The 23,292-nt window shown below is 60.5% G+C and carries 21 protein-coding genes; 18 read left to right on the forward strand and 3 right to left on the reverse strand.

Annotated elements, in window-relative coordinates:
* The first annotated feature begins 3 nt into the window (after positions 1-3).
* The 5 genes from cobN to cobJ are packed head-to-tail and all read left to right on the forward strand — an operon-like array spanning position 4 to position 6,524.
* Entirely contained in the window at positions 4-3,297 is a 3,294-nt protein-coding gene (gene cobN / locus AC2FLA_RS16835) for a cobaltochelatase subunit CobN (RefSeq protein ID WP_496723697.1), read from the forward strand.
* A complete protein-coding gene (gene cobG / locus AC2FLA_RS16840; RefSeq protein WP_496723698.1) occupies positions 3,294-4,421 on the forward strand; it encodes a precorrin-3B synthase in 1,128 nt (375 codons plus the stop codon). The genes cobN and cobG overlap by 4 nt, the downstream gene beginning before the upstream one ends.
* The gene (locus tag AC2FLA_RS16845) at positions 4,421-5,050 is read left to right on the forward strand and encodes a precorrin-8X methylmutase (protein ID WP_282153726.1); all 630 of its coding nucleotides are present in this window, start codon (positions 4,421-4,423) and stop codon (positions 5,048-5,050) included. The genes cobG and AC2FLA_RS16845 overlap by 1 nt, the downstream gene beginning before the upstream one ends.
* Positions 5,047-5,775: a precorrin-2 C(20)-methyltransferase gene (locus AC2FLA_RS16850; protein ID WP_496723700.1), complete on the forward strand. Its 729-nt coding sequence runs from the start codon at positions 5,047-5,049 to the stop codon at positions 5,773-5,775. Before AC2FLA_RS16845 ends, AC2FLA_RS16850 begins: the two co-directional genes overlap by 4 nt.
* Positions 5,772-6,524 (forward strand): precorrin-3B C(17)-methyltransferase, encoded by a 753-nt coding sequence (gene cobJ / locus AC2FLA_RS16855; protein WP_496723702.1) that lies wholly within the window; start codon positions 5,772-5,774, stop codon positions 6,522-6,524. Before AC2FLA_RS16850 ends, cobJ begins: the two co-directional genes overlap by 4 nt.
* On the opposite strand, the gene AC2FLA_RS16860 is transcribed toward cobJ, so the two are convergent.
* Complete coding sequence (locus AC2FLA_RS16860) at positions 6,497-7,246, reverse strand: cobalt-precorrin-6A reductase (RefSeq protein ID WP_496723704.1); 750 nt, start codon at positions 7,244-7,246, stop codon at positions 6,497-6,499. The two genes, cobJ and AC2FLA_RS16860, sit on opposite strands and share 28 nt — an antisense overlap.
* Here AC2FLA_RS16860 and cbiE point away from each other — a divergent pair.
* The 13 genes from cbiE to mdoH all read left to right on the forward strand — a co-directional run bounded on the left by cbiE (position 7,245) and on the right by mdoH (position 21,973).
* On the forward strand, positions 7,245-8,444 hold the full coding sequence (gene cbiE / locus AC2FLA_RS16865; protein ID WP_496723706.1) for a precorrin-6y C5,15-methyltransferase (decarboxylating) subunit CbiE: 1,200 nt from the start codon (positions 7,245-7,247) through the stop codon (positions 8,442-8,444). The two genes, AC2FLA_RS16860 and cbiE, sit on opposite strands and share 2 nt — an antisense overlap.
* Entirely contained in the window at positions 8,441-8,809 is a 369-nt protein-coding gene (locus tag AC2FLA_RS16870) for a cobalamin biosynthesis protein (RefSeq protein WP_496723708.1), read from the forward strand. The genes cbiE and AC2FLA_RS16870 overlap by 4 nt, the downstream gene beginning before the upstream one ends.
* Positions 8,806-9,600 (forward strand): precorrin-4 C(11)-methyltransferase, encoded by a 795-nt coding sequence (cobM, locus tag AC2FLA_RS16875; protein ID WP_496723710.1) that lies wholly within the window; start codon positions 8,806-8,808, stop codon positions 9,598-9,600. The genes AC2FLA_RS16870 and cobM overlap by 4 nt, the downstream gene beginning before the upstream one ends.
* Entirely contained in the window at positions 9,593-10,921 is a 1,329-nt protein-coding gene (locus AC2FLA_RS16880) for a cobyrinic acid a,c-diamide synthase CobB (RefSeq protein ID WP_496723711.1), read from the forward strand. The genes cobM and AC2FLA_RS16880 overlap by 8 nt, the downstream gene beginning before the upstream one ends.
* The gene (cobA, locus tag AC2FLA_RS16885) at positions 10,918-11,646 is read left to right on the forward strand and encodes a uroporphyrinogen-III C-methyltransferase (protein ID WP_496723713.1); all 729 of its coding nucleotides are present in this window, start codon (positions 10,918-10,920) and stop codon (positions 11,644-11,646) included. The genes AC2FLA_RS16880 and cobA overlap by 4 nt, the downstream gene beginning before the upstream one ends.
* Positions 11,639-12,382: a precorrin-6A synthase (deacetylating) gene (cobF, locus tag AC2FLA_RS16890; RefSeq protein WP_496723715.1), complete on the forward strand. Its 744-nt coding sequence runs from the start codon at positions 11,639-11,641 to the stop codon at positions 12,380-12,382. Before cobA ends, cobF begins: the two co-directional genes overlap by 8 nt.
* A 100-nt stretch (positions 12,383-12,482) precedes the next feature.
* Entirely contained in the window at positions 12,483-12,941 is a 459-nt protein-coding gene (locus tag AC2FLA_RS16895) for a DUF302 domain-containing protein (protein WP_496723717.1), read from the forward strand.
* A gap of 78 nt (positions 12,942-13,019) precedes the next feature.
* Positions 13,020-14,639: a thiamine pyrophosphate-binding protein gene (locus AC2FLA_RS16900; RefSeq protein ID WP_496723719.1), complete on the forward strand. Its 1,620-nt coding sequence runs from the start codon at positions 13,020-13,022 to the stop codon at positions 14,637-14,639.
* Positions 14,626-15,810, forward strand: coding sequence for a CaiB/BaiF CoA transferase family protein (locus AC2FLA_RS16905; protein WP_496723721.1), 1,185 nt, complete (start codon positions 14,626-14,628; stop codon positions 15,808-15,810). Before AC2FLA_RS16900 ends, AC2FLA_RS16905 begins: the two co-directional genes overlap by 14 nt.
* Before the next feature lie 181 nt (positions 15,811-15,991).
* Entirely contained in the window at positions 15,992-17,362 is a 1,371-nt protein-coding gene (locus AC2FLA_RS16910; protein ID WP_496723723.1) for a tetratricopeptide repeat protein, read from the forward strand.
* A gap of 32 nt (positions 17,363-17,394) precedes the next feature.
* Entirely contained in the window at positions 17,395-18,612 is a 1,218-nt protein-coding gene (locus AC2FLA_RS16915) for an OpgC family protein (protein WP_113790307.1), read from the forward strand.
* Positions 18,609-20,108: an OpgD/OpgG family glucan biosynthesis protein gene (locus tag AC2FLA_RS16920; protein ID WP_496723725.1), complete on the forward strand. Its 1,500-nt coding sequence runs from the start codon at positions 18,609-18,611 to the stop codon at positions 20,106-20,108. The genes AC2FLA_RS16915 and AC2FLA_RS16920 overlap by 4 nt, the downstream gene beginning before the upstream one ends.
* Entirely contained in the window at positions 20,105-21,973 is a 1,869-nt protein-coding gene (gene mdoH / locus AC2FLA_RS16925; RefSeq protein WP_496723727.1) for a glucans biosynthesis glucosyltransferase MdoH, read from the forward strand. Before AC2FLA_RS16920 ends, mdoH begins: the two co-directional genes overlap by 4 nt.
* On the opposite strand, the gene AC2FLA_RS16930 is transcribed toward mdoH, so the two are convergent.
* Together AC2FLA_RS16930 and AC2FLA_RS16935 are read right to left on the reverse strand one after the other, a co-directional pair.
* Entirely contained in the window at positions 21,974-22,789 is an 816-nt protein-coding gene (locus AC2FLA_RS16930; protein ID WP_496697034.1) for a CE1 family esterase, read from the reverse strand.
* A complete protein-coding gene (locus AC2FLA_RS16935) occupies positions 22,786-23,259 on the reverse strand; it encodes a rhodanese-like domain-containing protein (RefSeq protein WP_496723729.1) in 474 nt (157 codons plus the stop codon). Before AC2FLA_RS16935 ends, AC2FLA_RS16930 begins: the two co-directional genes overlap by 4 nt.
* Positions 23,260-23,292 lie beyond the last annotated feature (33 nt).

Genomic DNA, 23,292 nt, shown 5'->3' on the forward strand with positions numbered 1-23,292 from the left:
GCCATGCACGTCGTCTTCCGCGAAAGCCACGGGTTAGAAGAGACCGAAACCCCGACCGATCTGGGTCAGAGCCCGGCGGATCTGGTGGTGCTGTCCTTTTCGGACAGCGACCTTGGCGCTTTCGCGGCAGGATGGCATCGCGGTGGCGGGTCCGAAGGTCGCATGCCGACGATGCGATTGGCCAATCTGACCGCGTTGAAACACCCGCTGTCTGTCGACACTTATGTCGAGCAAACGCTCGAGGGCGCCAAGGGCATTCTGATCCGTTTGATCGGCGGCGTCCCTTACTGGTCCTATGGCTTGCAGCAAGTTCTGGCGCTGGCACAGGCTAAAGGCATCGCGCTGGCCGTCCTACCCGCCGACGGGCGCGAGGATACTCGGCTGGATGACTACTCCACCCTGCCCGTCTCGACCCTGCGGCGGCTTGCGCATCTCTGTGACACCGGCGGTGAAGTCGCGGCGCAAGCGGCTCTTGCCCAGATGGCGCTTGCGGCGGGTCTCTATGCCGGACCCGTGATGGGGGCCAAGACCCTGCCCGAATGTGGTGCATGGTGCCCGGATCGCGGCGTCATCCCGGCGGATAAAGCGTTCACCACCGACGCAAAGCGTATCTTGGTAACGTTCTACCGGGCTTACCTTACCTCGGCGGACACCGCCCCGGTCGCAACCTTGATCCGCAGCCTGCGCGCACGCGGGTTTGAGGCCGTCGGTCTGTTCGCTCCCTCGCTGAAAGCCCCGCTTGCCGCCGATTGGTTGCGCGAAAATGTCGTGGCGCTGAACCCGGCGGCGATCATTAATGCCACCTCTTTCTCGGGCAAGGGCGCATCCGGCACCTCTCCACTGGACGCCGCCAATGTGCCGGTGTTTCAGGTTGCTCTGGCCACCTCACGCCGCCAGGCTTGGGCCGAGGCGGAACGCGGTCTTTCGCCCGCTGATCTAGCGATGCATGTCGTCCTGCCCGAAGTGGACGGTCGGATCTCGGCAGGCATCGCCTCTTTCAAGGAACCGGGCAAGCGTGACCCGCATCTGGAGTATTCCCGTTTTGCCCACCGGGCTGAACCGGAACGGATCGAGGCTATCATCGACAGGGTCACCGGCTGGTTGAACCTGAACGACAAGCCCAAAGGGGATCAGGTCCCCGCCTTGGTGCTGTCCACCTATCCCGGCAAAGACTGGCAGATGGCCCATGCGGTGGGCCTCGATGCTTTGGCCTCGGCCGAGGCGATGCTGGCCGACCTGCAGGGCGAAGGGTATGACACCGCTCCTGCCCAGCCGATTTCTGATACGTTGTTGGACGCGCGGATTACGTGGTCGCTTTGCGAATATCTTACTGCGCTGGCAGACTTGCCGGAACAACTGCGGGCAGACCTCGAAACCGTCTGGGGCAAGCCTGAAGACGATCCCGCCTTTGCAGATGGCGCGTTCCACTTCACCGCCCTGCGCCGCGGCAAGGCGCTGGTCGCGTTGCAACCTGAACGCGGCACGCCCGAGTTGCGTGATGACGATTATCATGACCTGTCGCGTACCCCGCGCCATAGCTACGTGGCCTTCTACCTGTGGCTGCCCAAAGGTCTTGGTGCGGATGCGCTGATCCATATCGGCGCGCACGGTACGCTGGAATGGCTGCCGGGCAAATCTGTGGCGCTGTCCAACGAATGCTGGCCCGAGGTACTGATTGGCGACCTGCCTGTCATCTACCCCTTCATAGTCAACGACCCCGGCGAGGCCGCGCAGGCCAAGCGCCGGATCGGGGCGGTCACGCTCGGCCATATCCCACCGCCAATGAAGGAAAGCGGTACCCCGGATCGGATGGTTCGGCTGGAATCGCTGCTGGACGAATTCTCGAACGCTGATGGTCTGGACCCCAAACGTCGCGACCGCCTGCAAGAAGATATCCGGGATGAGGCGCAAGCCATCGGGCTGGAGAGCGACCTCGGCCTCGATCAGGCCACCTGCATCGCCGAGGCGATCACCCGCATCGACCGTTTTGTCTGTGACATTAAGGAAAGTCAGTTCGGCGATGGGCTGCATATCTTTGGGCGTGTGCCCGAAGCCACCGCCAATTTTGACACGGCCCCTTCGGCCGATGCCGAACGCCAGGCATTGATCGACGCGCTGGCAGGCAAACGGATCGAGGCAGGCCCGTCCGGGTCCCCCTACCGCGGACGGTCAGACGTCCTGCCCACCGGGCGCAATCTGTATACCACCGATCCGCGCTCAGTCCCCACCCGTGCGGCCTATACCCAAGGCGTAAAGCTGGCTGAAGAATTGGTGCGGCGACACCTGCAGGAAGAGGGCGATTATCCCAAGGGGCTGATCGTTGATCTCTGGGGTTCAGCCACGATGCGCACGGCGGGCGAAGAGTTTGCCATGGCGCTGCACTTGCTGGGCGTCAAACCCGTTTGGGACAAAGGGTCCGAGCGGGTGTCGGGCATCGAAGTGCTACCCATCACTGACCTCAGTCGCCCACGTCTGGACGTGACCTTGCGCGTCTCAGGCTTGTTCCGTGATGTGTTCCCGACCCTTTCAGCGCTTTATGGTCAAGCTGTTCGCGCGTTGTCGGATCGCGATGAAGCCCCGGACTGGAACCCTTATGCCGGACAGGCCCCGGCGGCGCGCGTCTTTGGCCCGGCCCCGGGCAGCTATGGCGTGAACATGACCCAGCTGTCCGAAATCTATACGGATGAGGCCCGCGCGCAGGCGGGTGAGGCATGGCTTGAGGCCAGCTCTTTCGCTTTGGAAGGCGAACACATCACACAAGATTTGGACGGCATTACCCAACGGGTCACGAATGCCGACAGTTTCGTGCACCTGCAGGATCTGACCGAAACCGATCTGCTGTTGGCCAACGACTATGCCACGCACGAGGCTGGTTTCGCCGCCGCCAAGACAGTCACCGGTGGTACGGCGCAGCTATACCATCTGGACAACACCAACCCGGATAGCCCGCGCGCCCGAACGCTGCCTGAAGAAATCAGCCGTGTGGTTCATGCCCGTGCCGCCAACCCGAACTGGATTGCAGGCATGCAAAGGCATGGCTTTCGGGGCGCTGCCGAAGTTGCGGCGACACTGGATCACATGGCCTCTTTCGCCCATCTGTCAGGCACGGTCGCGCCGCACCTGTTCGACCTCTATCACGACGCGACTTTGGGCGACACCGAGGTCGACGCATTTTTGCAGGAGGCCAACCCGCGCGCGTATCAGGCCATGCAGGACAGGTTCCGCGCGTTGTTGGACGCGGGCCTTTGGAACACCCGCCGCAACTCAATCCGGGCCGATCTGGAGGGGCTGGGATGAGCGCCCCGGTCGTTCAGGGTTGGTGCCCCGGTGCGCATCGGCCGATGATGTCGGGCGATGGTCTGGTGGTTCGGGTGCGCCCGCGTCTGACTCGTTTGAGCGCCGAACAAACACGTGGTCTTTGTGAGTTGGCCGAGCGATTTGGCAATGGCACGATCGACCTGACCAACCGCGCCAATTTACAGCTGCGCGGGGTGAAAGAAGACGATCATCAGGCATTGCTGGCCGAGCTGGCCGCGCTGAACCTTTTGGATGCTGAGCCCGGTATTGAAATGCGACGCAATATCTTGGTGTCGCCCCTATATCGATCAGGTGATCGAACCGCACAGCTGACACAGGAACTGATCGACCGGTTGGAGGAATTGCCGACTCTGCCCGCCAAATTCGGCTTTGCCATCGACACTGGCCCCAAGCGCCTGTTGGCGGCGGATTCGGCCGATATCCGGGTCGAGGCAGGCACTGATGGCCTCATCCTGCGCGCCGACGGGGCCAAGACTGGCTGCCGGGTCACAGAAACCAACGCAATTGACCGGCTTGTCGCCTTGGCCGGATGGTTTTCCGAACGTTTCACGCCAGAAACCCGCCGCATGGCGCGGGTGGCCGCGACGCAGGATTTGCCAGCGGAGTGGCAAGGCAGCGCGCCCGGTGACATCGGCACACCGCCGCAGCCCGGCGTCTGCGATCTGGGTGTGTTTTATGGCGCGGCGTTCGGACAATTGCCGGCGCGACAGCTCTTAGACCTTGTTACAAACAGCGGAGCCACTGCCCTGCGCGTCACTCCGTGGCGACTGATCCTGCTGGAAGGCGGGGCGGCGATACAAGCACCGGACTTTGTTATTGATGGCACCGACCCGCTGATGACAACCGACGCCTGCCCCGGCGCACCGTTCTGCCCGCAAGCTCAGGTGGAAACCCGCGAAGTTGCCCGCGTCTTGGCCGCCCAAATCCCAGGAAGTTTGCATGTATCCGGTTGCGCCAAAGGCTGTGCCCGTATGGGTCCGGCAAATGTCACACTGGTCGGCAACGACGGACGATTTGATCTTGTCAAAAACGGTCGCGCGGGGGATGAGCCCTCCCAACGCGGGCTGACACCCGAAACACTTATGACTATGGACCTCACCTGATGCCCTATGAATACGAAACCGACGGCGCAGCGATCTATAAGCAAAGCTTTGCCACAATCCGGTCCGAGGCCGATCTGGCGCGTTTTGACGCCGATGAAGAGCAAGTTGCGGTTCGCATGATCCACGCCGCCGGAATGGTCGGTCTGGAAGAATTCGTACATTTTTCGCCCGGTTTCGTGCCAGCCGCACGGACGGCGTTGGAGAATGGCGCGCCTATCCTGTGCGACGCCCGGATGGTCAGCGAAGGCGTGACCCGGTTCCGCCTGCCTACCGAAAATGAGGTGATCTGCACCCTGCATGACGAGCGCGTGCGCCCACTGGCCGCCGAGATGAGCAATACCCGCTCTGCCGCCGCGCTGGAGCTTTGGCGCCCGCATCTGGAAGGCGCTCTGGTCGCTATCGGCAACGCGCCGACCGCTCTGTTCCACTTGCTGAACATGCTGGAGGATCCCGATTGCCCGCGCCCGGCCGCCATCATCGGCTGCCCGGTGGGCTTTGTCGGTGCCGTCGAATCCAAGGACGCATTGTGGGAGGCCCAGCCTGTACCCTCTTGCATCGTCAAAGGCCGTCTGGGCGGCAGCGCCATCACCGTCGCCGCGATAAACGCCATTGCGAGCCGCGCCGAATGAGTGGCGGCAAGATATACGGCGTGGGCCTTGGCCCCGGTGATCCGGACCTGATGAGCGTGCGGGCCGACCGCCTGCTGCGCAATGCGCGCCACGTCGCGTTCTTTCGCAAGCCGGGTCGCAGCGGTCAGGCACGCAAGATCGTCAATGGTATGATCCCGGACAGTGCTGTTGAGTTTCCCATGGAATACCCAGTCACTACGGAAATTCCACTGGATGATCCGCGCTATAACGAATTGCTCTCGGCCTTTTACAAGGACTGCGCCGGGCACTTGAAGGCTCTGTCGGATCAGGGCGAGGACGTGGTGGTATTGTGCGAGGGCGATCCGTTTTTCTATGGATCTTTCATGCATCTTTACAGCCGCTTGCGTGATCAAGCTGATGTTGAGGTCGTGCCAGCCATCACAGGCATGTCTGGCGCGTGGACGGCAACGGGTGATCCGATCACCTGGGGCGATGATGTGCTGACGGTACTGGTCGGCACCCTGCCCGAAGAAGATCTGGCAATTCGCATGGCGCAGACTGACGCTTTGGTTGTCATGAAAATCGGGCGCAATATAGACAAGGTGAAGCGCGCGCTGAAAACAGCCGGTTTGTATGACCGCGCATGGATCGTCGAGTTTGCACAGATGCCGAACCAGGTGGTGACGAAACTGTCCGAGGCATGCGAAAAGGTGACGCCCTATTTCTCGATCATCATCGTGCATGGTCAAGGACGGCGGCCATGAGTGGTTGGGTCAAGATTGCGGGCCTGGGGCCTGGTAACGAAGATCTCGTAACCCCCGAGGTTTCAACTGCGTTGACGGATGCCACAGACGTAGTCGGGTACATCCCCTATGTCGCGCGCGTGGCGGAACGCCCCGGCCTGACGCTGCACGCCAGCGACAATCGGGTCGAGATCGACCGATCCCAACACGCATTGCAGATGGCGGCTGAGGGGAAACGGGTGGTCGTGGTATCCTCGGGCGATCCCGGTGTGTTCGCAATGGCGGCAGCTGTGTTCGAAGCCCTAGAGAATGGTCCCGCCGAGTGGCGTAACATTCCCATAGACGTCCTTCCCGGCATAACCGCGATGCTAGCCGCATCCGCGCGGGCCGGGGCGCCTCTGGGTCATGATTTTTGCGCCATCAACCTCAGCGATAATCTGAAACCCTGGTCGCTGGTTGAAAAACGTCTTCGACTTGCGGCGCAGGCGGATTTCGCGATGGCGTTTTATAACCCGCGATCAAAGTCGCGCCCGGAAGGCTTTGTAAAAACACTGGAAATCCTGCGCGAAGTATGCGAGCCCGAGCGCCTTATCCTGTTCGCGCGCGCCGTATCGCGCGCGGATGAGGCGATCCGGATTTCGACACTCGCCGAGGCGACGCCTGACATGGCTGACATGCAAACCGTCGTCATTGTCGGGTCATCCCTGACGCGCGTCATCAACCGTGACAGCGCGCCTATCGTCTATACCCCGAGGTTCACCCCGGAATGAGCCAACCAGTCCAGAACCTGCGTCACGTTCGACAATTCGGTCCTTGGCGGAAGGGTCGGCCTGTCGATCATCAGCACCGGTACGCCCAATGCGCGCGCGGCATCCAGCTTGGCGCGTGCACCGGTGCCGCCAGAGTTCTTGGACACAACCAGTTCAATGCCATGCTGCAGCATCAGCGCCCGGTCCCCTGCTTCGGTGAAAGGTCCGCGCGACACGATCGCCGCGCAATCGGGCAGCGGCAGTGCATCCGGTTTATCCACCAGCCTCAGCAAAAAATGATGTTGGGGCTGAGCCGCGAAATCTTCAAGGTGCAGGCGTCCAACAGCCAGAAAAACGCGCCGTTTAGGACCGCTCAAGGCGGTAACCGCCGCGCCTATATCAGAAACATGCTGCCAACGATCTCCGTCTTGCGCGGGCCATGCCGGACGGGTCAAAGCGGCAAGGGGCACCCCGGCCTCGCGACACGCGGAAATGGCGTTGGTACTCATTTGCGCGGCAAAGGGATGGGTGGCATCAACCACATGAGTGATCTCGTTGTCCGTCAGGTAACGGGCCAGGCCTTCGACGCCGCCGAACCCTCCAACACGCACCGGCAGGGTCTGCGGCCTTGGATTGTCCACTCGTCCGGCATAGGAATAGGTCGCCGGGATGGCCTGTTCGGCCAAAGATTTGGCCAGTGCATTTGCCTCGGTCGTGCCACCAAGGATCAGGAGGTTGGTCATGCATGAAGCTCCGTGGCTAAGCGTTTTGGGCTTGGGCGAAGATGGACTGGATGGCCTGTCACCCGCAAGTCGTCAAGTACTGGAGCGTGCCGAAATCATCATGGGCCCGCCGCGCCATTTGTCACTGATCCCCGACACAGGCGCGGAGCGCGTAGATTGGCCCGTGCCATTTTCCGACGGCCTGCCGATCCTGACCGGGTTTCGCGGACGCCCAACGGTTGTTCTGGCCTCGGGCGATCCGTTCTGGTTCGGCGCGGGCTCGGTAATCGCGCGCAATTTCGACGCCGGAGAATGGACAGCCCATCCTGGTCAGTCCACGTTCTCGCTGGCTGCGGCACGTTTGGGCTGGCCGTTGGAAAGTACGCAGACATTCGGTCTGCACGCCGCCCCGCTGACCCGTCTGCGCCCGCATCTTTCGCCAGGATTGCGCGCCATCCTGCTGCTGCGCAACGGCGCTGCGGTGGCCGAGCTTGCGACATATCTGAACGAAACTGGGTTTGCCGATACGCAATTGCATGTCATGGAAGCCCTTGGCGGCCCCCGCGAACGGTCGCGCAGCGTGTCGCTAACCGAAGCCCTGCTGGGCGGGTTCGACCATCCAGTCTGCGTTGGGCTTGAAGTTGCGGGTAAAGGACAGGCGCTGCCCAAGGCCTCGGGTAAGCCGGATGATATCTTCGAAAATGATGGCCAGATCACCAAACGCCCCGTGCGGGCGCTGACCCTGTCGGCGTTGGCCCCCAAGCGCGGCGAGCATCTGTGGGATATCGGCGGCGGCACCGGCTCGATCAGCATCGAGTGGCTGATGTGCGACCCGACCCTGACCGCAACCACGATCGAACCCCGCGAGGATCGCGCGGACCGCATTCGTCGAAATGCCGACACGTTAGGGCAAGACCGGCTGCAAGTTGTGCATGGCACAGCGCCAACTGCACTGGACGGCCTTGGGTTTCCGGATGTGGTATTCATCGGCGGCGGCCTGAGTACCGAATTGCTGAATTGGCTGTACGCCGCCCTGCCTGCCGGCACCAGGTTGGTCGCCAATGCTGTGACTCTGGAAAGCGAAGCCTTACTGGCGCAATGGCACGAAAAACTGGGCGGAGAACTTCTTCGCATCGAACTGGCGCAGGCTTCGGCACTGGGACCTCGGCGCGGCTGGAAATCCGCATATCCGGTGGTGCAGTGGAGCGTAATCCTATGATCATCGCAGGTTTGGGGTTTTCATCAACGGCGACCGTGGACAGCCTGCGCGCCGTATTTGAGCGGGCCAGCGTTGGGCAAGACGTCGACGCGCTGGCCACTGTTGCCGACAAGGAGGGTCACACCGCGCTGTCGGAGTTTGCCGCAGAGACCGCCCTGCCCCTGCATTTCATCGCTGCTGCCGATCTGGCGGGACAGCGCACTCTCACCTGCTCGAACCGCAGCCGTGCCACCTATGGCACCGGCAGCGTAGCCGAAGCATCCGCACTTGCCGCCGCCGGAACAGGCGCCCGGCTGACCTCACCCAGACAGATCTCGGACGACCGGCTTGCAACTTGCGCCGTCGCCATCGGAGGACAAACATGACCGTTCATTTCATCGGCGCCGGACCCGGCGCTGCCGACCTTCTGACTCTGCGGGGGCGTGATATCATCGCCTCTTGCCCTGTGTGCCTGTATGCAGGATCGCTGGTGCCGGAAGAAATCCTAGGCCACTGCCCTGAGGGCGCCAAGATCATCAACACCGCGCCGATGGATCTGGACCAAATCATGGCCGAGATTGAGGCAGCGCATAAGGCTGGCAATGACATTGCACGTCTGCATTCCGGCGACCTGTCGGTTTGGTCGGCAATGGGTGAACAGATCCGGCGATTGAAGGAGATGGGCATTCCGGTCAGCGTGACGCCCGGTGTACCGTCGTTCGCCGCAGCGGCTGCTTCGCTGGGAACGGAACTGACCTTGCCCGGATTGGCGCAATCTGTGGTCCTGACCCGGACGCCCGGCCGCGCATCTTCAATGCCCGAAGGCGAAACTCTTGAGAACTTTGCCCGCACCGGCGCGACGCTGGCCATTCACCTGTCGATCGGAAATCTGGACAACGTGATCGCGGACCTTACCCCGGCCTATGGGGCCGATTGCCCGGTGGCAGTGGTATACCGCGCCAGCTGGCCGGATGAACGGATCATTCGCGCCACATTGGCGACCCTGAAAGACGCACTGGACGAGAGTATCTCTCGCACCGCTCTGATCATGGTTGGCCCGGCACTTGCGGGCGAAGGCTTTGACGAAAGCTGTCTCTATTCAAAAGATTACGACCGCCGTTATCGCCCGCAAAGCGCGGACAGCCCGTGGTCAAGCTGGAGCCCCGAGAATGAATGACGGGATGACCAACCTTCCGGGACTATTGATTTCTGCGCCGTCTTCGGGGACGGGTAAAACCACTGTCATGTTGGGCTTGTTGCGTGCGCTTGCCGAGGATGGCCTGACGGTGCAACCGTTCAAGAGCGGACCGGACTATATCGATCCAGCCTTTCACCGTGCCGCAGCCGGACGCGCCTCGTTCAATCTGGACAGCTGGGCGATGGCCGATCCGCTGCTGAACGCGATTTCTGCCCAGGCCGAGGGCGCGGATATCGTCGTGGCCGAAGGTTCGATGGGCCTGTTCGACGGCGTTGCCAAGCCCGGAGAGCTTGGGCACGGATCAAGCGCCGAAACCGCACAGCGTATGGGCTGGCCCGTGGTTCTGGTGTTGGATGTGGGCGGTCAGGCCCAATCTGCGGCGGCCACTGCGCTGGGATTTCGGATGTACAATCCCGACCTGCCCTTTGCCGGTGTGATCCTGAACCGCTGCGCCAGCCCACGTCACGAACGCCTGACCCGTTTGGGAATGGAGCGCGCGGGCCTGCCGGTACTGGGCGTGTTGCCCCGGCGTGGAGATCTGACCCTGCCCGAGCGGCATCTTGGTTTGATTCAGGCGGTCGAGCACCCGGATCTGGAAAGCGCGATTGCCGGTTACGCCACATTCCTGCGCGAGCATGTGGATCTTGAGGCGATCAAGGCGGCGGCTTCCTCAGGCCCCAAGGGACCATCGTCAGCCGCGCTGCCGCGGCCTCCGGCACAGCGGATCGCGCTGGCACGGGATGCGGCGTTTTCGTTCACTTATCCACATTTGCTGGAAGGCTGGCGCGCAGCAGGGGCGGAAATCCTGCCGTTTTCACCGCTGGCCAACGAAGCCCCGGCTGCGGATGCCGATCTGGTCTGGTTGCCCGGTGGCTATCCTGAACTGCACGCGGGCACATTAGCAGCTGCCGACACATTCCTGAGCGGTCTGCGCAAACACGCGGAGACAAAGCCCGTCCATGGTGAGTGCGGTGGTTATATGGCCTTGGGCGAAGCTCTGGTCGACAAGGAAGGGGTCCGACACCAGATGGCGGGTCTGCTTGGGCTTGTGACGTCCTATGAGAAGCGCAAGTTCAATCTTGGGTATCGCAAGGCGCAATTGTTGGCCCCAATGGCAGGTTTTGCCGCTGATGCGACATTGCGTGGCCATGAGTTCCATTATTCTTCGATCCTCGAGCAACCCGACGCGCCTTTGGCCCGGGTGTACGATGCTGAAGGGGTTGAAGGACCACAAACCGGATCATTTCGCGGCAACGTGACCGGAACATTCTTTCATCTGATCGCTGAGGCGCAGGCATGAGCGGTTTCGTTTCGTTCATTGGCTCTGGTCCCGGGGATCCGGAACTGCTGACGCTTAAGGCCGTGGACCGGATGCAAAAGGCAGACGCGGTGCTGTTCGATGACCTCAGCAGTGGCCCAATCCTGAACCATGCGCATCAGGACGCAGACCTTGTTGGGGTCGGCAAACGCGCCGGTCGCCCGTCACCGAAACAAGACCACGTCAGCCGCCTGTTGGTGGATTACGCCAAAACAGGTGCCCGCGTCGTGCGACTGAAATCCGGCGATGGCGGTCTGTTTGGACGTCTGGAAGAAGAACTGGTGGCGCTGCGCGAGGCAGGGATCGAATATGAGATTATCCCTGGCATCCCTTCGGCGGTTGCCGCAGCGGCGGCGGCTGGCATTCCCCTGACACGGCGGCTCACGGCGCGTCGCGTGCAATTCGTCACCGGCCACGATGTCAGTGGCAAGCTGCCGGACGATCTGAATCTGACCGCCCTTGCCGACCCAGATGCCACTACCGTCGTATTCATGGGTAAGCGTACATTTCCTTTACTGGTGAAGGCACTGAATGAACATGGCTTGCCGCTGGAGACGCCTGCGTTGATGGCCGAATCCGTTTCGACCCCGGATCAGGTACTACTCCGATCCACGGTTGGTGAGTTGGCGGACAAGTTGGGCGCTGAGATCGGCACGGCCCCTGCCCTAATCCTTTACGGCCCGCTTGCAGAGACTGACGATGTTTGACCTGACCCTGATCGGTATTGGAACCGGCAATCCGGACCACCTGACGTTTCAAGGCGCTAGTGCCATTCGGGACGCAGACCTGATTCTGATCCCGCGCAAGGGCGAAAACAAGGCCGATCTGGCCGGGTTGCGGGAAGAGATTATCGCTCAGGTTAGCGATACCCCGCCACAGATCGCATATTTTGATATTCCCAAACGACGCGCCGATGATGGCTATCTGCGCGGCGTGGATGAATGGCACGATGCCATCGCTCTGCGGTGGCAGGAGGCGATCGCGGCGCATCGTGATGCAAAGCGGGTTGCCCTTTTGATCTGGGGCGATCCCTCGCTTTACGATAGTTCGCTGCGCATCGCCTCGCGGCTGCAACCCCAACCGGAGACGCGCGTAGTCCCTGGTATCACCGCGCTTCAGGCACTGACCGCGGCGCATGCGATACCGATTAACGATCTGGGCGCGCCGTATGTCGTGACCACCGGTCGGCGCATTCGGGCTGAAGGCTGGCCGCTAAACGCTTCGAAAGTGGCTGTTATGCTGGACGGCGAGTGTTCGTTCCAAAGCCTTGAGATGGCAGGCTACGATATCTGGTGGGGCGCTTATGTGGGGATGAAGGAAGAAATCCTGATCCACGGTCCTTTGGCTGATATGGCGTCGCAGATAGTCGAAACGCGCGCAAAAGCGCGGGCGGATCACGGCTGGATCATGGACATCTATCTCCTGAAAAGGCGCGTGGACTGATCCGAAGGCAACTTCTGCGGCTGCTACCCACGGGATTGTGACTGCGCGAAATACGAGTTTCTGGCATCAATTTCGTACCCATACCCATAAGGACAGCACGATGAAGGCTATTTCGACCGTACTGTATTTGCTGGCCCTTCCCGCGCTGGCGCAAGAACCGCTGTCGGGCTGGGCCGTTCATTCCACCGACAAAAGCTATGATGCGTTGGTCGCGGATACGAAGACCGCTGTCAAAGAAAACGGTTTGATTGTTGTAACGCAGGCCGGGCCCACCAAGGCGGCGGCGGCCCGTGGCATCATCATTCCCGGAAACTTAGTGATCGGTGCCTTTAACAACGACTACGCGGTGCGGGTTCTGGAAACCTCGGTCGACGCAATGATCGAAGCGCCCATCCGGTTCTACGTGACCGAAAATGCGGACGGCACGGCGACTTTGGCCTACAAAACTCCAAGCCACGTCTTTGCCCCCTATGCCCAGCAAGGCGGTGAGCCACTGCAAGAAATTGCGACGGAACTGGATGAAAAGTTTCAGGCAGTCGCGGAATCCGCAGTCAATTAGTCACACTGCCGTGAACCTGCTTGCGTCCGGACGCGTCCTCCGCAATCTGCAATGACGTATTATTTCGGAGCATAACTGATGCAGGACCTTTCGCCCCGCGCCGCGGACCTTTTGGCCCAAAGACTTTACGAGGCCGGATGCCGCCATGCCTTTGGTATGCCCGGTGGCGAGGTTCTGACGTTGGTGGATGCGCTGGAACAGGCGGGGATCACCTTTCACCTGACCAAGCACGAAAACGCCGCCGGATTCATGGCCGAAGCCGTGCATCACCGCGACGGCGCACCTGCCATTCTGGTGGCGACGCTTGGCCCCGGCGCTATGAACGGTATCAACGTGGTCGCGAACGCTTTGCAGGACCGGGTGCCGATGATCGTGCTGACCGGTTGCGTCGATGCCGATGAAGCGCTGACCTATACCCATCAGGTCATGGATCACGCACTGGTCTATCGCTCGATCACCAAGGGCACTTTTACCCTGACGGCGCAGGGCGCGGATATAGTGGCGGACAAAGCCGTATCGCTGGCCAATCAGCCCCGCCCCGGGCCGGTGCATATAGACGTTCCAATCTCGGTTGCGGATATGCGGGTGTCCGGCGTCAAGAAGCGGAGACTTGTCAAGGCTGCCGCCGTTGCGCCGGAGGGCAATTGCCTTGAAAAAGCGCGCCGTTGGGTGGCTGATGCGGAACGCCCCATTGCGATTGTCGGGCTGGACGTTTTGTATGACGGGTCGCGCAATATCGTGCAGGCGTTTCTGGAACATTTCGGCATCCCCTTTGTAACCACCTACAAAGCCAAGGGAGTTGTGCCCGAAGATCACCCTCTGTGTCTTGGAGGGGCCGGGTTGTCACCGCTGGCCGACAAACATCTTCTGCCGCTTGTTGAACAGGCCGACCTGGTCTTGTGCCTTGGCTACGATCCGATCGAGATGCGCCCCGGCTGGCGCGAGGTCTGGGACCCCGAAGAAAAGCGTGTCATCGACATCTCGGCCGTGGTGAACGACCACTATATGCATCAAGCCAGCCTGAATATGGTGGCCGATACCGGCGCCACGTTGGAGGCTATCGCAAAGGGCAATGCTTCCCGCAAGACGTGGCCGGGCGGCGAACCCTCTCAGGCCAAAACCGCGCTGGCTCAGGCATTCCCGACCGATGAGGAATGGGGTCCCGCCGCCGTCATCGCCGAAACCCGCGCAGCCCTGCCTGCCGAAACACTGGCCACAGCTGACAGCGGCGCACATCGCATTCTGCTGAGCCAGATGTGGGAATGTTCCGAGGAACGCGGCCTGATCCAGTCCTCGGCGCTGTGTACCATGGGCTGCGCCGTGCCAATGGCGATTGGCCTGAAACTGGCCGAACCGGACCGCCCAGTCATCAGTTTTTCGGGCGACGCCGGGTTCCTGATGGTAGCCGGGGAGCTGTCGACTGCCGCCGAAATGGGCGGAAACCCGATCTTTCTGGTCTTTGTCGATGCCAGCCTTGCGCTGATCGAGCTGAAACAGCGCCAGCGCCAGATGGGCAACAGGGGTGTGGATTTCGACCACCACGACTTTGCAGCCATGGGCCGGGCGTTTGGCGGCAAAGGTCACACAGTTCGCAACCGCGAGGAACTGCGCAATGCCCTGAACGAGGCGATGAAGGCCAACTCATTCACCGTGATTGCCGCAGAAATTGACCGTGGGGGCTATGATGGCCGGATCTGAAGGACCGCTGAAGGGCGTCAAAGTACTGGACCTCAGTCGCATTTTGGCCGGACCGACCTGCACGCAGTTGCTGGGCGATCTGGGGGCCAGCGTGATCAAGATCGAAAACCCCGCGACGGGCGGGGATGACACCCGCCAATGGGGCCCTCCTTACGTCGAAGATGCGCAAGGCAACCGGTCTGATCTAAGCGCTTATTTCATGTCGGCCAACCGCAACAAGAAATCCGTGGCTATCGACATCACCGCGACCGAGGGACAGTCTGAAATCAAACGGTTGGCCTCGCATGCAGACATTCTGATCGAGAACTTCAAACCCGGCGGATTGGCGAAATACGGTCTGGACTACGCCACGTTGTCGCAAGATTTTCCCAGCCTCGTCTATTGCTCGATATCGGGTTACGGTCAGACCGGGCCGAACGCGTCCAAGCCGGGCTATGACCTGATGGCACAGGGGTACGGCGGGATCATGTCGCTGACAGGCGAACCCGATGGCGCGCCGATGAAGGTAGGCGTGGGCATCGCCGATGTAATGTGCGGAATGTACGCAAGTGTCGGCATTCTGGCCGCCCTGCGCCACCGCGATCAGACCGGCGAAGGCCAGCAGATTGATCTGGCGCTGGTAGATGCACAGATCGCGTGGCTGATCAACGAAGGTGCAAACTATCTAACCTCGGGCAACGTGCCCCAGCGGCGCGGCAACGGGCATCCGAACATCGTGCCCTATGACGCCTATGAAACCGCCGATGGCCACGTCATTCTGGCCGTCGGAAATGACAGTCAGTTCCGCCGGTTCTGCGAATTCATCGATCACCCCGATCTGGCGGATGACCCGCGTTTCGCCACCAACCCAGCCCGGCTGGAAAATCGTGACGCGTTAAACGCCGTGCTGCGTCCGGTGGTGAAAACCCACGCTTCAGAGACCATGATTGCGCAGCTCGAAGCCCGCAAGGTTCCGGTTGGCCCGGTACAGACATTGGATCAGGTTTTTGCAACCGATCAGGTCGAAGCCCGCCAGATGCAGATCGCGATGCAGGCCGCACCGGGCGACGTTCAACTGATCGGGAATCCGCTGAAACTGTCGCGCACACCTGTAACATATCGGGCTGCTCCGCCCGTCTTTGGGGCGGATACGCAGGCCGTTCTAGGCGCTGAAAACCCCTTTGACGATTGAAACACTGTGCCTGTTTCGGCGGCATGTTGCTGAAACATGCCCTTGAATCGGCGGTTTTTTTCAATTTTTGCCCACACGGCATTTCACCAATTCGAGAGCAGGGCCGATACTGATACGACCCGCCGACAGTCTCTGATACATCAAGTGCTGTAGATATTCTCGATTGGATCGGAACATGAACATGAAGCAAGACGTTTTCGGACAGATGAACACCCTCAGCCACCCGGCAAGTGCCGAGGCCTGGGATGGTGTTCTGCTTGGGTTCATGGCCCATGCCGCCGTGACGCCGCAGCATCTTGGCAAAGTTCTGGAGCTTGAACCCGATTTTGCCCTGGGTCACGCAATCAAAGGCTTGTTCATGGTCCTGCTGGGCCGTCGCGAGATGATGCCGGTCGCCGTCGAAGCGATGGCAGCCGCCAACAGTGCCATGGAACGCCAGCCGGTCTCAGCGCGCGAGCGACTGTATGTCGAAGCGCTGGGTCTGTATCTGGCTGACCTGCCCACGCAAGCCATTCAAAAATTCGAAGAGATTCTGCGCGACCACCCACAAGACTCGCTGGCAATGAAACTCAGCCACGCGACGCGATTTGTACTTGGCGACTCGGAAGGCATGCGCCGATCGATCGAGCGGATTCTGCCGGCGTACGAACCCGATCATGCAGGTCGTGGGTATTTGCTGGGCTGTCATTCCTTTGCGTTGGAAGAAACCGGTGCCTACGAAAAGGCCGAAATCGCAGGCCGGCAGGCGCTGTGGATGGTGTCGGACGATGCATGGGGTCTGCACGCCGTTGCACACGTGCATGAGATGACAGGCAACGCGCAGCTGGGCCTTGATTGGTTGGCAGGACGCGAAGAGGCTTGGACCCACTGCAACAACTTCCGCTATCACGTCTGGTGGCACAAGGCGCTGATGCATCTGGATCTGGGTCAGGTCGATCAAGTGATGGAGCTGTATGACAACTACATCCGTCAGGACAAAACCGACGACTACCGCGATATCTCGAACGCCACATCCCTGCTGTCACGGCTTGAGCTTGAGGGCGTCAATGTGGGCAACCGCTGGGAAGAACTGGCTGATCTCAGTGCGGCGCGGACCGAAGATGGCTGCCTGATTTTTGCCGATCTTCACTATCTTCTGGCCCTGACTGGCGACAATCGCCCTGAGGCGACCAGCAAGATGTTGCAGCGTATTCAGAAAGATGCGCAACGCAATCAGGGGGACACCCCGATCCGCATGTCCGATCCGGGCATTGCTGCCGCCAAAGGACTTGAGGCCTTTGGCGAAGGCCTTTACGGCGACGCCTTCGACTTTTTATCGAACGCCCGAGCAGGTATGCAACTGGCAGGTGGAAGCCACGCCCAACGTGATGTATTCGAGCGCATCACAATTGATTCCGGCCTGCGCGCCGGCCGTCTGGATGCTGTCGAGCGCATCCTGGATGACCGTCGCGCCAAAAGAGCCGGGGGCGAAGACAATTACGCTCTTGCGCGCCGCACATTGATCGATGCGGCACGCGACAACGGAGACGCACAAAGCGTCCCGGCTGAATAACAAAAACTAAGACCAAGAAGGACAGAATACGTATGGCGACAGTTTCGCCCGCTTCTGATTTTGCGCCAGTGGCTGCCTCTGCGGCGGCCCCTGCCCGCACGCGCGATCCGCGCCTGGATTTCTATCGCGGTATCGCGATGTTCATCATTCTGATCGCACATATCCCAAACGACCCCTGGGCCAAATGGATTCCTGCGCGGTTCGGGTTCTCGGACGCGACTGAAATCTTCGTGTTCTGCTCAGGCATGGCCTCGGCGATCGCTTTCGGCGGAGCGTTCCTGCGCAAAGGGTGGTGGATGGGAACAGCCCGCGTTTCGTTCCGTATCTGGCAGGTCTACTGGGCGCATATCTGCCTGTTCTTTTTTGTCGCCATGTCGATGGCAGCGCTGGATCAATCGGGGCTGTTTGAAAAAACTTACGTTTCGTCTTTGAACCTGCAGCACTTCTTCAACGATCCTGCGCCTCAGATCGTGGGTCTGTTTACGCTGACCTATGTCCCGAACTATTTCGACATCCTGCCGATGTATCTGGTGGTTCTGGCGATGATGCCCATGTTTCTGGGCCTCTACCGGATCGGGTTCTGGGCGGTCGCCGCAGCGTCCGTCGCGATTTGGCTGGTCGCGCAAACTGACGTTCTGGACCTACCGGCCGAGCCGTGGTCGGAGCGGCAGTGGTTCTTCAACCCCTTTGGCTGGCAACTGCTGTTCTTTACTGGCTTCGCCTTCATGCGCGGCTGGATACCTGCCCCACCGGTATCAAAAACCCTGATTTGGGCAGCAGCACTGTTCCTGATCTTTTCGATGCCCTTTGGTTCGTGGAAGGTATTCACATGGATCAACGCGGCGGCCCCCGATCTGGCTGACGAAATCCGCAAGGTCTGGCCGGTGACGAAAGAATTCCGCGACAAAACCGATTTTGGCCTGTTCCGCTATCTGCATTTCCTGTCACTCGCCTATCTGGGCTGGGTTGTCGCCGGGGAACATGGGCATCGCCTGATTGCAACCGGTCAGGGTACCGCGGCCAAAGTCTGGCAATTCCTGCTGACCGTCATCACCAAAGTTGGGCAACAATCATTGGCGGTGTTCGTATTTTCGATGGCTGCAGCACGACTTATCGGCGTCGGTCTGGACCTGAGTGGGCGGGATGTTGCCAGTGTTTTCGTCGCCAACATGATTGGCTTTGCGATGATCATCGGCGTGGCATACATGGCCGCTTGGTTTAAGTCACAACCTTGGAAGTCTAAGAAATGAATTTTACACGTCGCGCATTTCTGGTCTCAACTTCGGCGCTTGCATTCGCGCCAGCAACTTTTGCCACGGGCGGTGAGGTCCCATTTGACCGCAATGTCGTCATTGAGATGGCCCGAGATCTGGCCAGCCGACCTTATGCGGAACGCGAGATGGTGCCGCAGGAATGGCAGGATCTGACGTACCAGCAATATCGCTCGATCCGATTCCGGCTAGACCGCGCGCTTTGGTATGAAACGGAAACACCTTTCAACGTCGATTTTTTCACACCAGGCCTGTACTTCCCGCGCACTGTTAAAGTTGAAACCGTTGAAAATGGAATGGCTACTCCGGTCGCGTTTGATCTGGGGATGTTCGACAAATCCGAGGACGTCCCGGAACTGCCAATCGACGACACGCTGGGCTTCTCCGGCCTGCGATTGCGCACCGAAATGCACCGCCCCGGCAAGACCGATGAGTTCTGCGTCTGGCAAGGAGCCAGCTATTTCCGCGCTATTGGCCTGCATGAGGTCTATGGCCTCTCCGCCCGTGGTCTAGCCCTGAAAACCGGCGACCCGGATGGAGAGGAATTCCCCGAATTCATCCGATTTTGGCTGGAACGCCCAAAACCTGGCCAGCGCGATATGGTCGTTCATGCGCTGATGGACAGCCCCAGCGTGACTGGTGCGTATCGGTTCAATGTCACCGCCGGTGCGGATTGCGTGATGGATATCGAAGCCACGCTATTCCCACGCGAAGAGCTGACGCATGTGGGTATCGCCCCCGGCACGTCGATGTTCCTGTTCGATCAGACCAACCACAGCCAGTTCGACGACTTCCGCCCTGCCGTACACGACAGCGATGGTCTGTTAGTGCGCAACGGTGCCGGAGAGGTTCTGTGGCGGCCATTGGCGAACCCGACCCGCCTGCAGATTTCGTCGTTCGTCGACACCAATCCGCGCGGCTTTGGCCTGTTGCAGCGCAAGCGTGAGTTCTCGGATTACGCGGATCTTGAGGCGAATTATCACAAACGCCCCAGCCTGTGGGTCGAACCCGGTGCGGATTGGGGCAAAGGTGCGGTCACGCTGGTTGAAATTCCGGCGGATCAGGAAATCTACGATAACATCGTTGCCTACTGGCGCCCTGCCGAACCCTATACGGCTGGCAGCCAGGTCGACCTGTCCTATCGCCTGATCTGGGGGGATGAGCCCCAGCGCACACCGATGGCGCGCGTGGTCAACACCGCGATGGGCGACAACACCTTTGGTGAAGGGCGTTTGGCCGTCATCGATTTTGAGGAAAGCGAGCTGTTTGACGACCCAGAGGCGATGACCATTTTCGTGGACTCGCCGCATGCCGAAACATCCGAAGGTGTGCTGCAACGCAACCCCGACACAGGCGGTTTGCGGCTGGCGTTTTCGTTCGAGTCCGGCGACCGCGACCATGTCGAATTGCGCGCGCAGTTGCTGAAAGACAAACAGCCAGCCTCTGAGGTCTGGCTTTACCGTTGGACCTCATGACCAGAGATCTTCATATCATGCCGCCCGAGACGCCTCTGGCCATGCCTGCGCAGGATTTCAGCGCAGGGTTTCGGGATGCACAGGTTCCTGATGCCAAACGTCCCTCGGCCGGGTTCTGGCGTGCGCTGGCGTTTTCCCCCGCAATGGCGGCGACGCTGGGACTGTTATGGGTGATGACGGACTGGTTCGACGCCGAAGGCATCAACCTGATCGAGGCCATCCTTCTGGCACTGATTTCATTCAACTTCTTCTGGATCTCCTTCACGGTCTGCACTGTGTTGCTGGGCATGGTCTCGCTGTCCCGGCAGGAACGCCCCGTGCGTCAGGGTCGCGCCCAACCGTTGCGTGTCGCCCTGTTGACGCCAGTGTACAACGAGGTGCCCTGGAACGTGCTGGGCAATGCCCGGACGATGCTTGAAGATTTGCAGGCGCGCGGTGGGCAGCATCACTATGCCATGTTCATCCTCTCGGACACGCGGGACCCCGAGATCGCCGCACAGGAGCAAGCCAGTGTCGAGGCGCTGCGTACCACCCTCGCCCCTGGGCTGGAACTGTATTACCGCCGTCGCGAACAAAACACCGACCGCAAGGTTGGCAACATCGCCGACTGGGTCAGCCGCTGGGGGGCCGAGTGGGACGCGATGCTGGTTTTGGACGCCGACAGTCTGATGACCGGTCGCGCCATCGCCCGTTTAACCGATGCGTTGGCGCGGGACCCGGGAGCTGGTTTGATCCAGAGCTATCCTCAGCTGATCGGTGCACAATCAGTCTTTGCGCGAATGCAGCAGTTCGCCAATGGCGTCTATGGCATCGCTTTTGCCGAAGGGCTTGCGCGCTGGTGCGGACAGGAAGGCAACTATTGGGGGCATAACGCCATTATCCGCACCCAAGCATTCGCCAATTGCGCGGGTTTGCCGAAACTGCGGGCATTGAATGGTCAGGAAAAACTGATCATGAGCCATGACTTCGTCGAGGCTGGTTTGCTGCGTCGGGCCGGTTGGGGCGTGCGGTTCCTGCCCCGCATTCGCGGGTCTTATGAAGAAACGCCGCCGACACTGATTGATCACGCTTTGCGCGATCGGCGATGGTGTCAGGGCAATTTGCAGCACTTGAAACTGTTGGGCTCAGCCGGGTTCCAGTCGGTGTCACGGTTCCACATGTTCCACGGCGCAGTCGGATATCTGATGTCGCCGCTTTGGTTTGCGCTGCTGGTGATGTGGGCACTTATTGGTCAGGGTGAGGATGCCTCGGTCCTGCACTATTTCAGCCCAGACAATCCACTGTTCCCGCAATGGCCCGAGATGACGGAAACCCGCCATGTGCTGATCATTCTGGTCATGTACGCGATGCTGCTTGCGCCAAAGGTGCTGGGAGTTTTGGCCCTGCCGCTCAGCGGTGTACGCTATGCCGAATTCGGTGGCGGGCGCAAATTCCTGACGTCATTCCTGGCCGAGGTTGTTCTGTCGATCCTCTACGCCCCTATTCTGATGGTGCAACAGATGATCGCCGTCATTCGCACCACCTTTGGTATCCAAAAGGGCTGGTCCCCGCAGGCGCGGGATGGCGGCATCTATGGTCTGCGCACGCTGATCCTCTGCCACACGGTCGAAACGATCAGCGGCGTGGCCCTTAGCGTCGGTATCTTGTCCGGTCTTGTATCAGTCTGGTTGGCCCCGATTGCGATCAGTCTTGCCTTTGCGATTCCTTTGTCCGCGCTCAGTGGCGTATCGGCCGGAGCAGCCCGCCGTATGGTTGGCATGAAAGAGGACTATAACGAGCCCGCAATCACACGCTCGGCCCGTCGCTACAGGGATGAACTGAAGAAAGTAATCGAGGGTAAGGGCGTGATGACTCCTGCCGAATGATCACCCACCCGGCAAACCTTCGTACCAATCGATCATCATATCGGCCCAGCCTTTGGGCACCATGTGACCGCCGGGAAACAGCGCAAATTCCAGCGCGCTGCCGTCGTCACACCCGCTCCAGTATCGGCGCATGAAAGGGCCGGTGGTCGAGAACCCGCTGGGCTTGGTATCGACACATCCATTTGCAACGCGCCAAATCTCAAGTCCGGCAAAGATATCGCCCTGATGAAACCGGCCACCGCCCAGCAAGCGCCCTTCCAGCGGCACCACGTTATCCGTCCAGCCATGGGTGTGGAACATCCGAACCGGGCCATCGCAAGATTCAGGATCAGGGCGCCAGAACCCACCTGAAACGGGCACATAGGCCGAGAACGTATCGGGCGCGGCGCAGGCAAGGTAGTAGACCATGAACGCCCCTGCCGAGAATCCGCCCAGAACGACCCGGTCCGTATCCACGCCAAACCGATCCGCGGCATCCTCAACCGCCTCGGTCAAAAAGGCGGTTTCATCGCGTCCTTCCCAACCCGGAAAGAAGTTCCAGCTTTGTCGCCCGTTGCGCTCCGACCCTTCTGGCGCCATTACAGCGTAGCCGCGCGCTAGCAGCGGCTCCACCATGCCACGGTTTTTCAAAGTACCGGTGGCGGTGCCACCATAGCCGTGCAGAAACACCACCAGTGGCGGGTTCTCATCCTCGGGTAGTTCGATATGGTATCCGCCTGAGGCGGTTTCGCACATACCCTCCAGATCGGCACAGGCGGCCAGCCCCGACTGCCCGACCAGCGCCAAACCCGTTGCCAGTGTTAATTCCCGGATCATACTGCACTCCTGTCGTAGTCGCGAACCGGCAATCCGGTGCGCACCCATCCCGGCCCAGCGGCCGACCCCAACATGCCTTCGGGCACATCAATAATATTCGTAAATCCTGCCTCGGACAGCCGGTTGCTCAACCGCGCCGAACGCACGCCCCGCGCACAGATCAACGCAATTGCCGCGCCCTTGTCACCTTTGACGAGTTGCGTCAGAGCGGGAATGAAATCATCACGGCGCATGTCCAAAGATTGGGCGCCCTCTCCGATCCCGGTGGACTGCCATTCCTTCGGGGTGCGAATGTCCAGCAACAACACGTCTCCGGCCACGGCCTGCGTATGTGCATCCTGCACGCTAAGTTGCCGTCCCGAATAGTCAGGCGGAATAAGCCGGTATTCGCGTATCGCAATTCCCCCCGCCACTGCGGCACAGCCTCCAATCAAGATCCACCTGCGGGATCGGTTTAAGTTTCGGGCCACGTCGCACCCTCCTGACCTGACACCGGGTTTCTA

The organism is Ruegeria sp. CDSA033 (assembly GCF_059612305.1).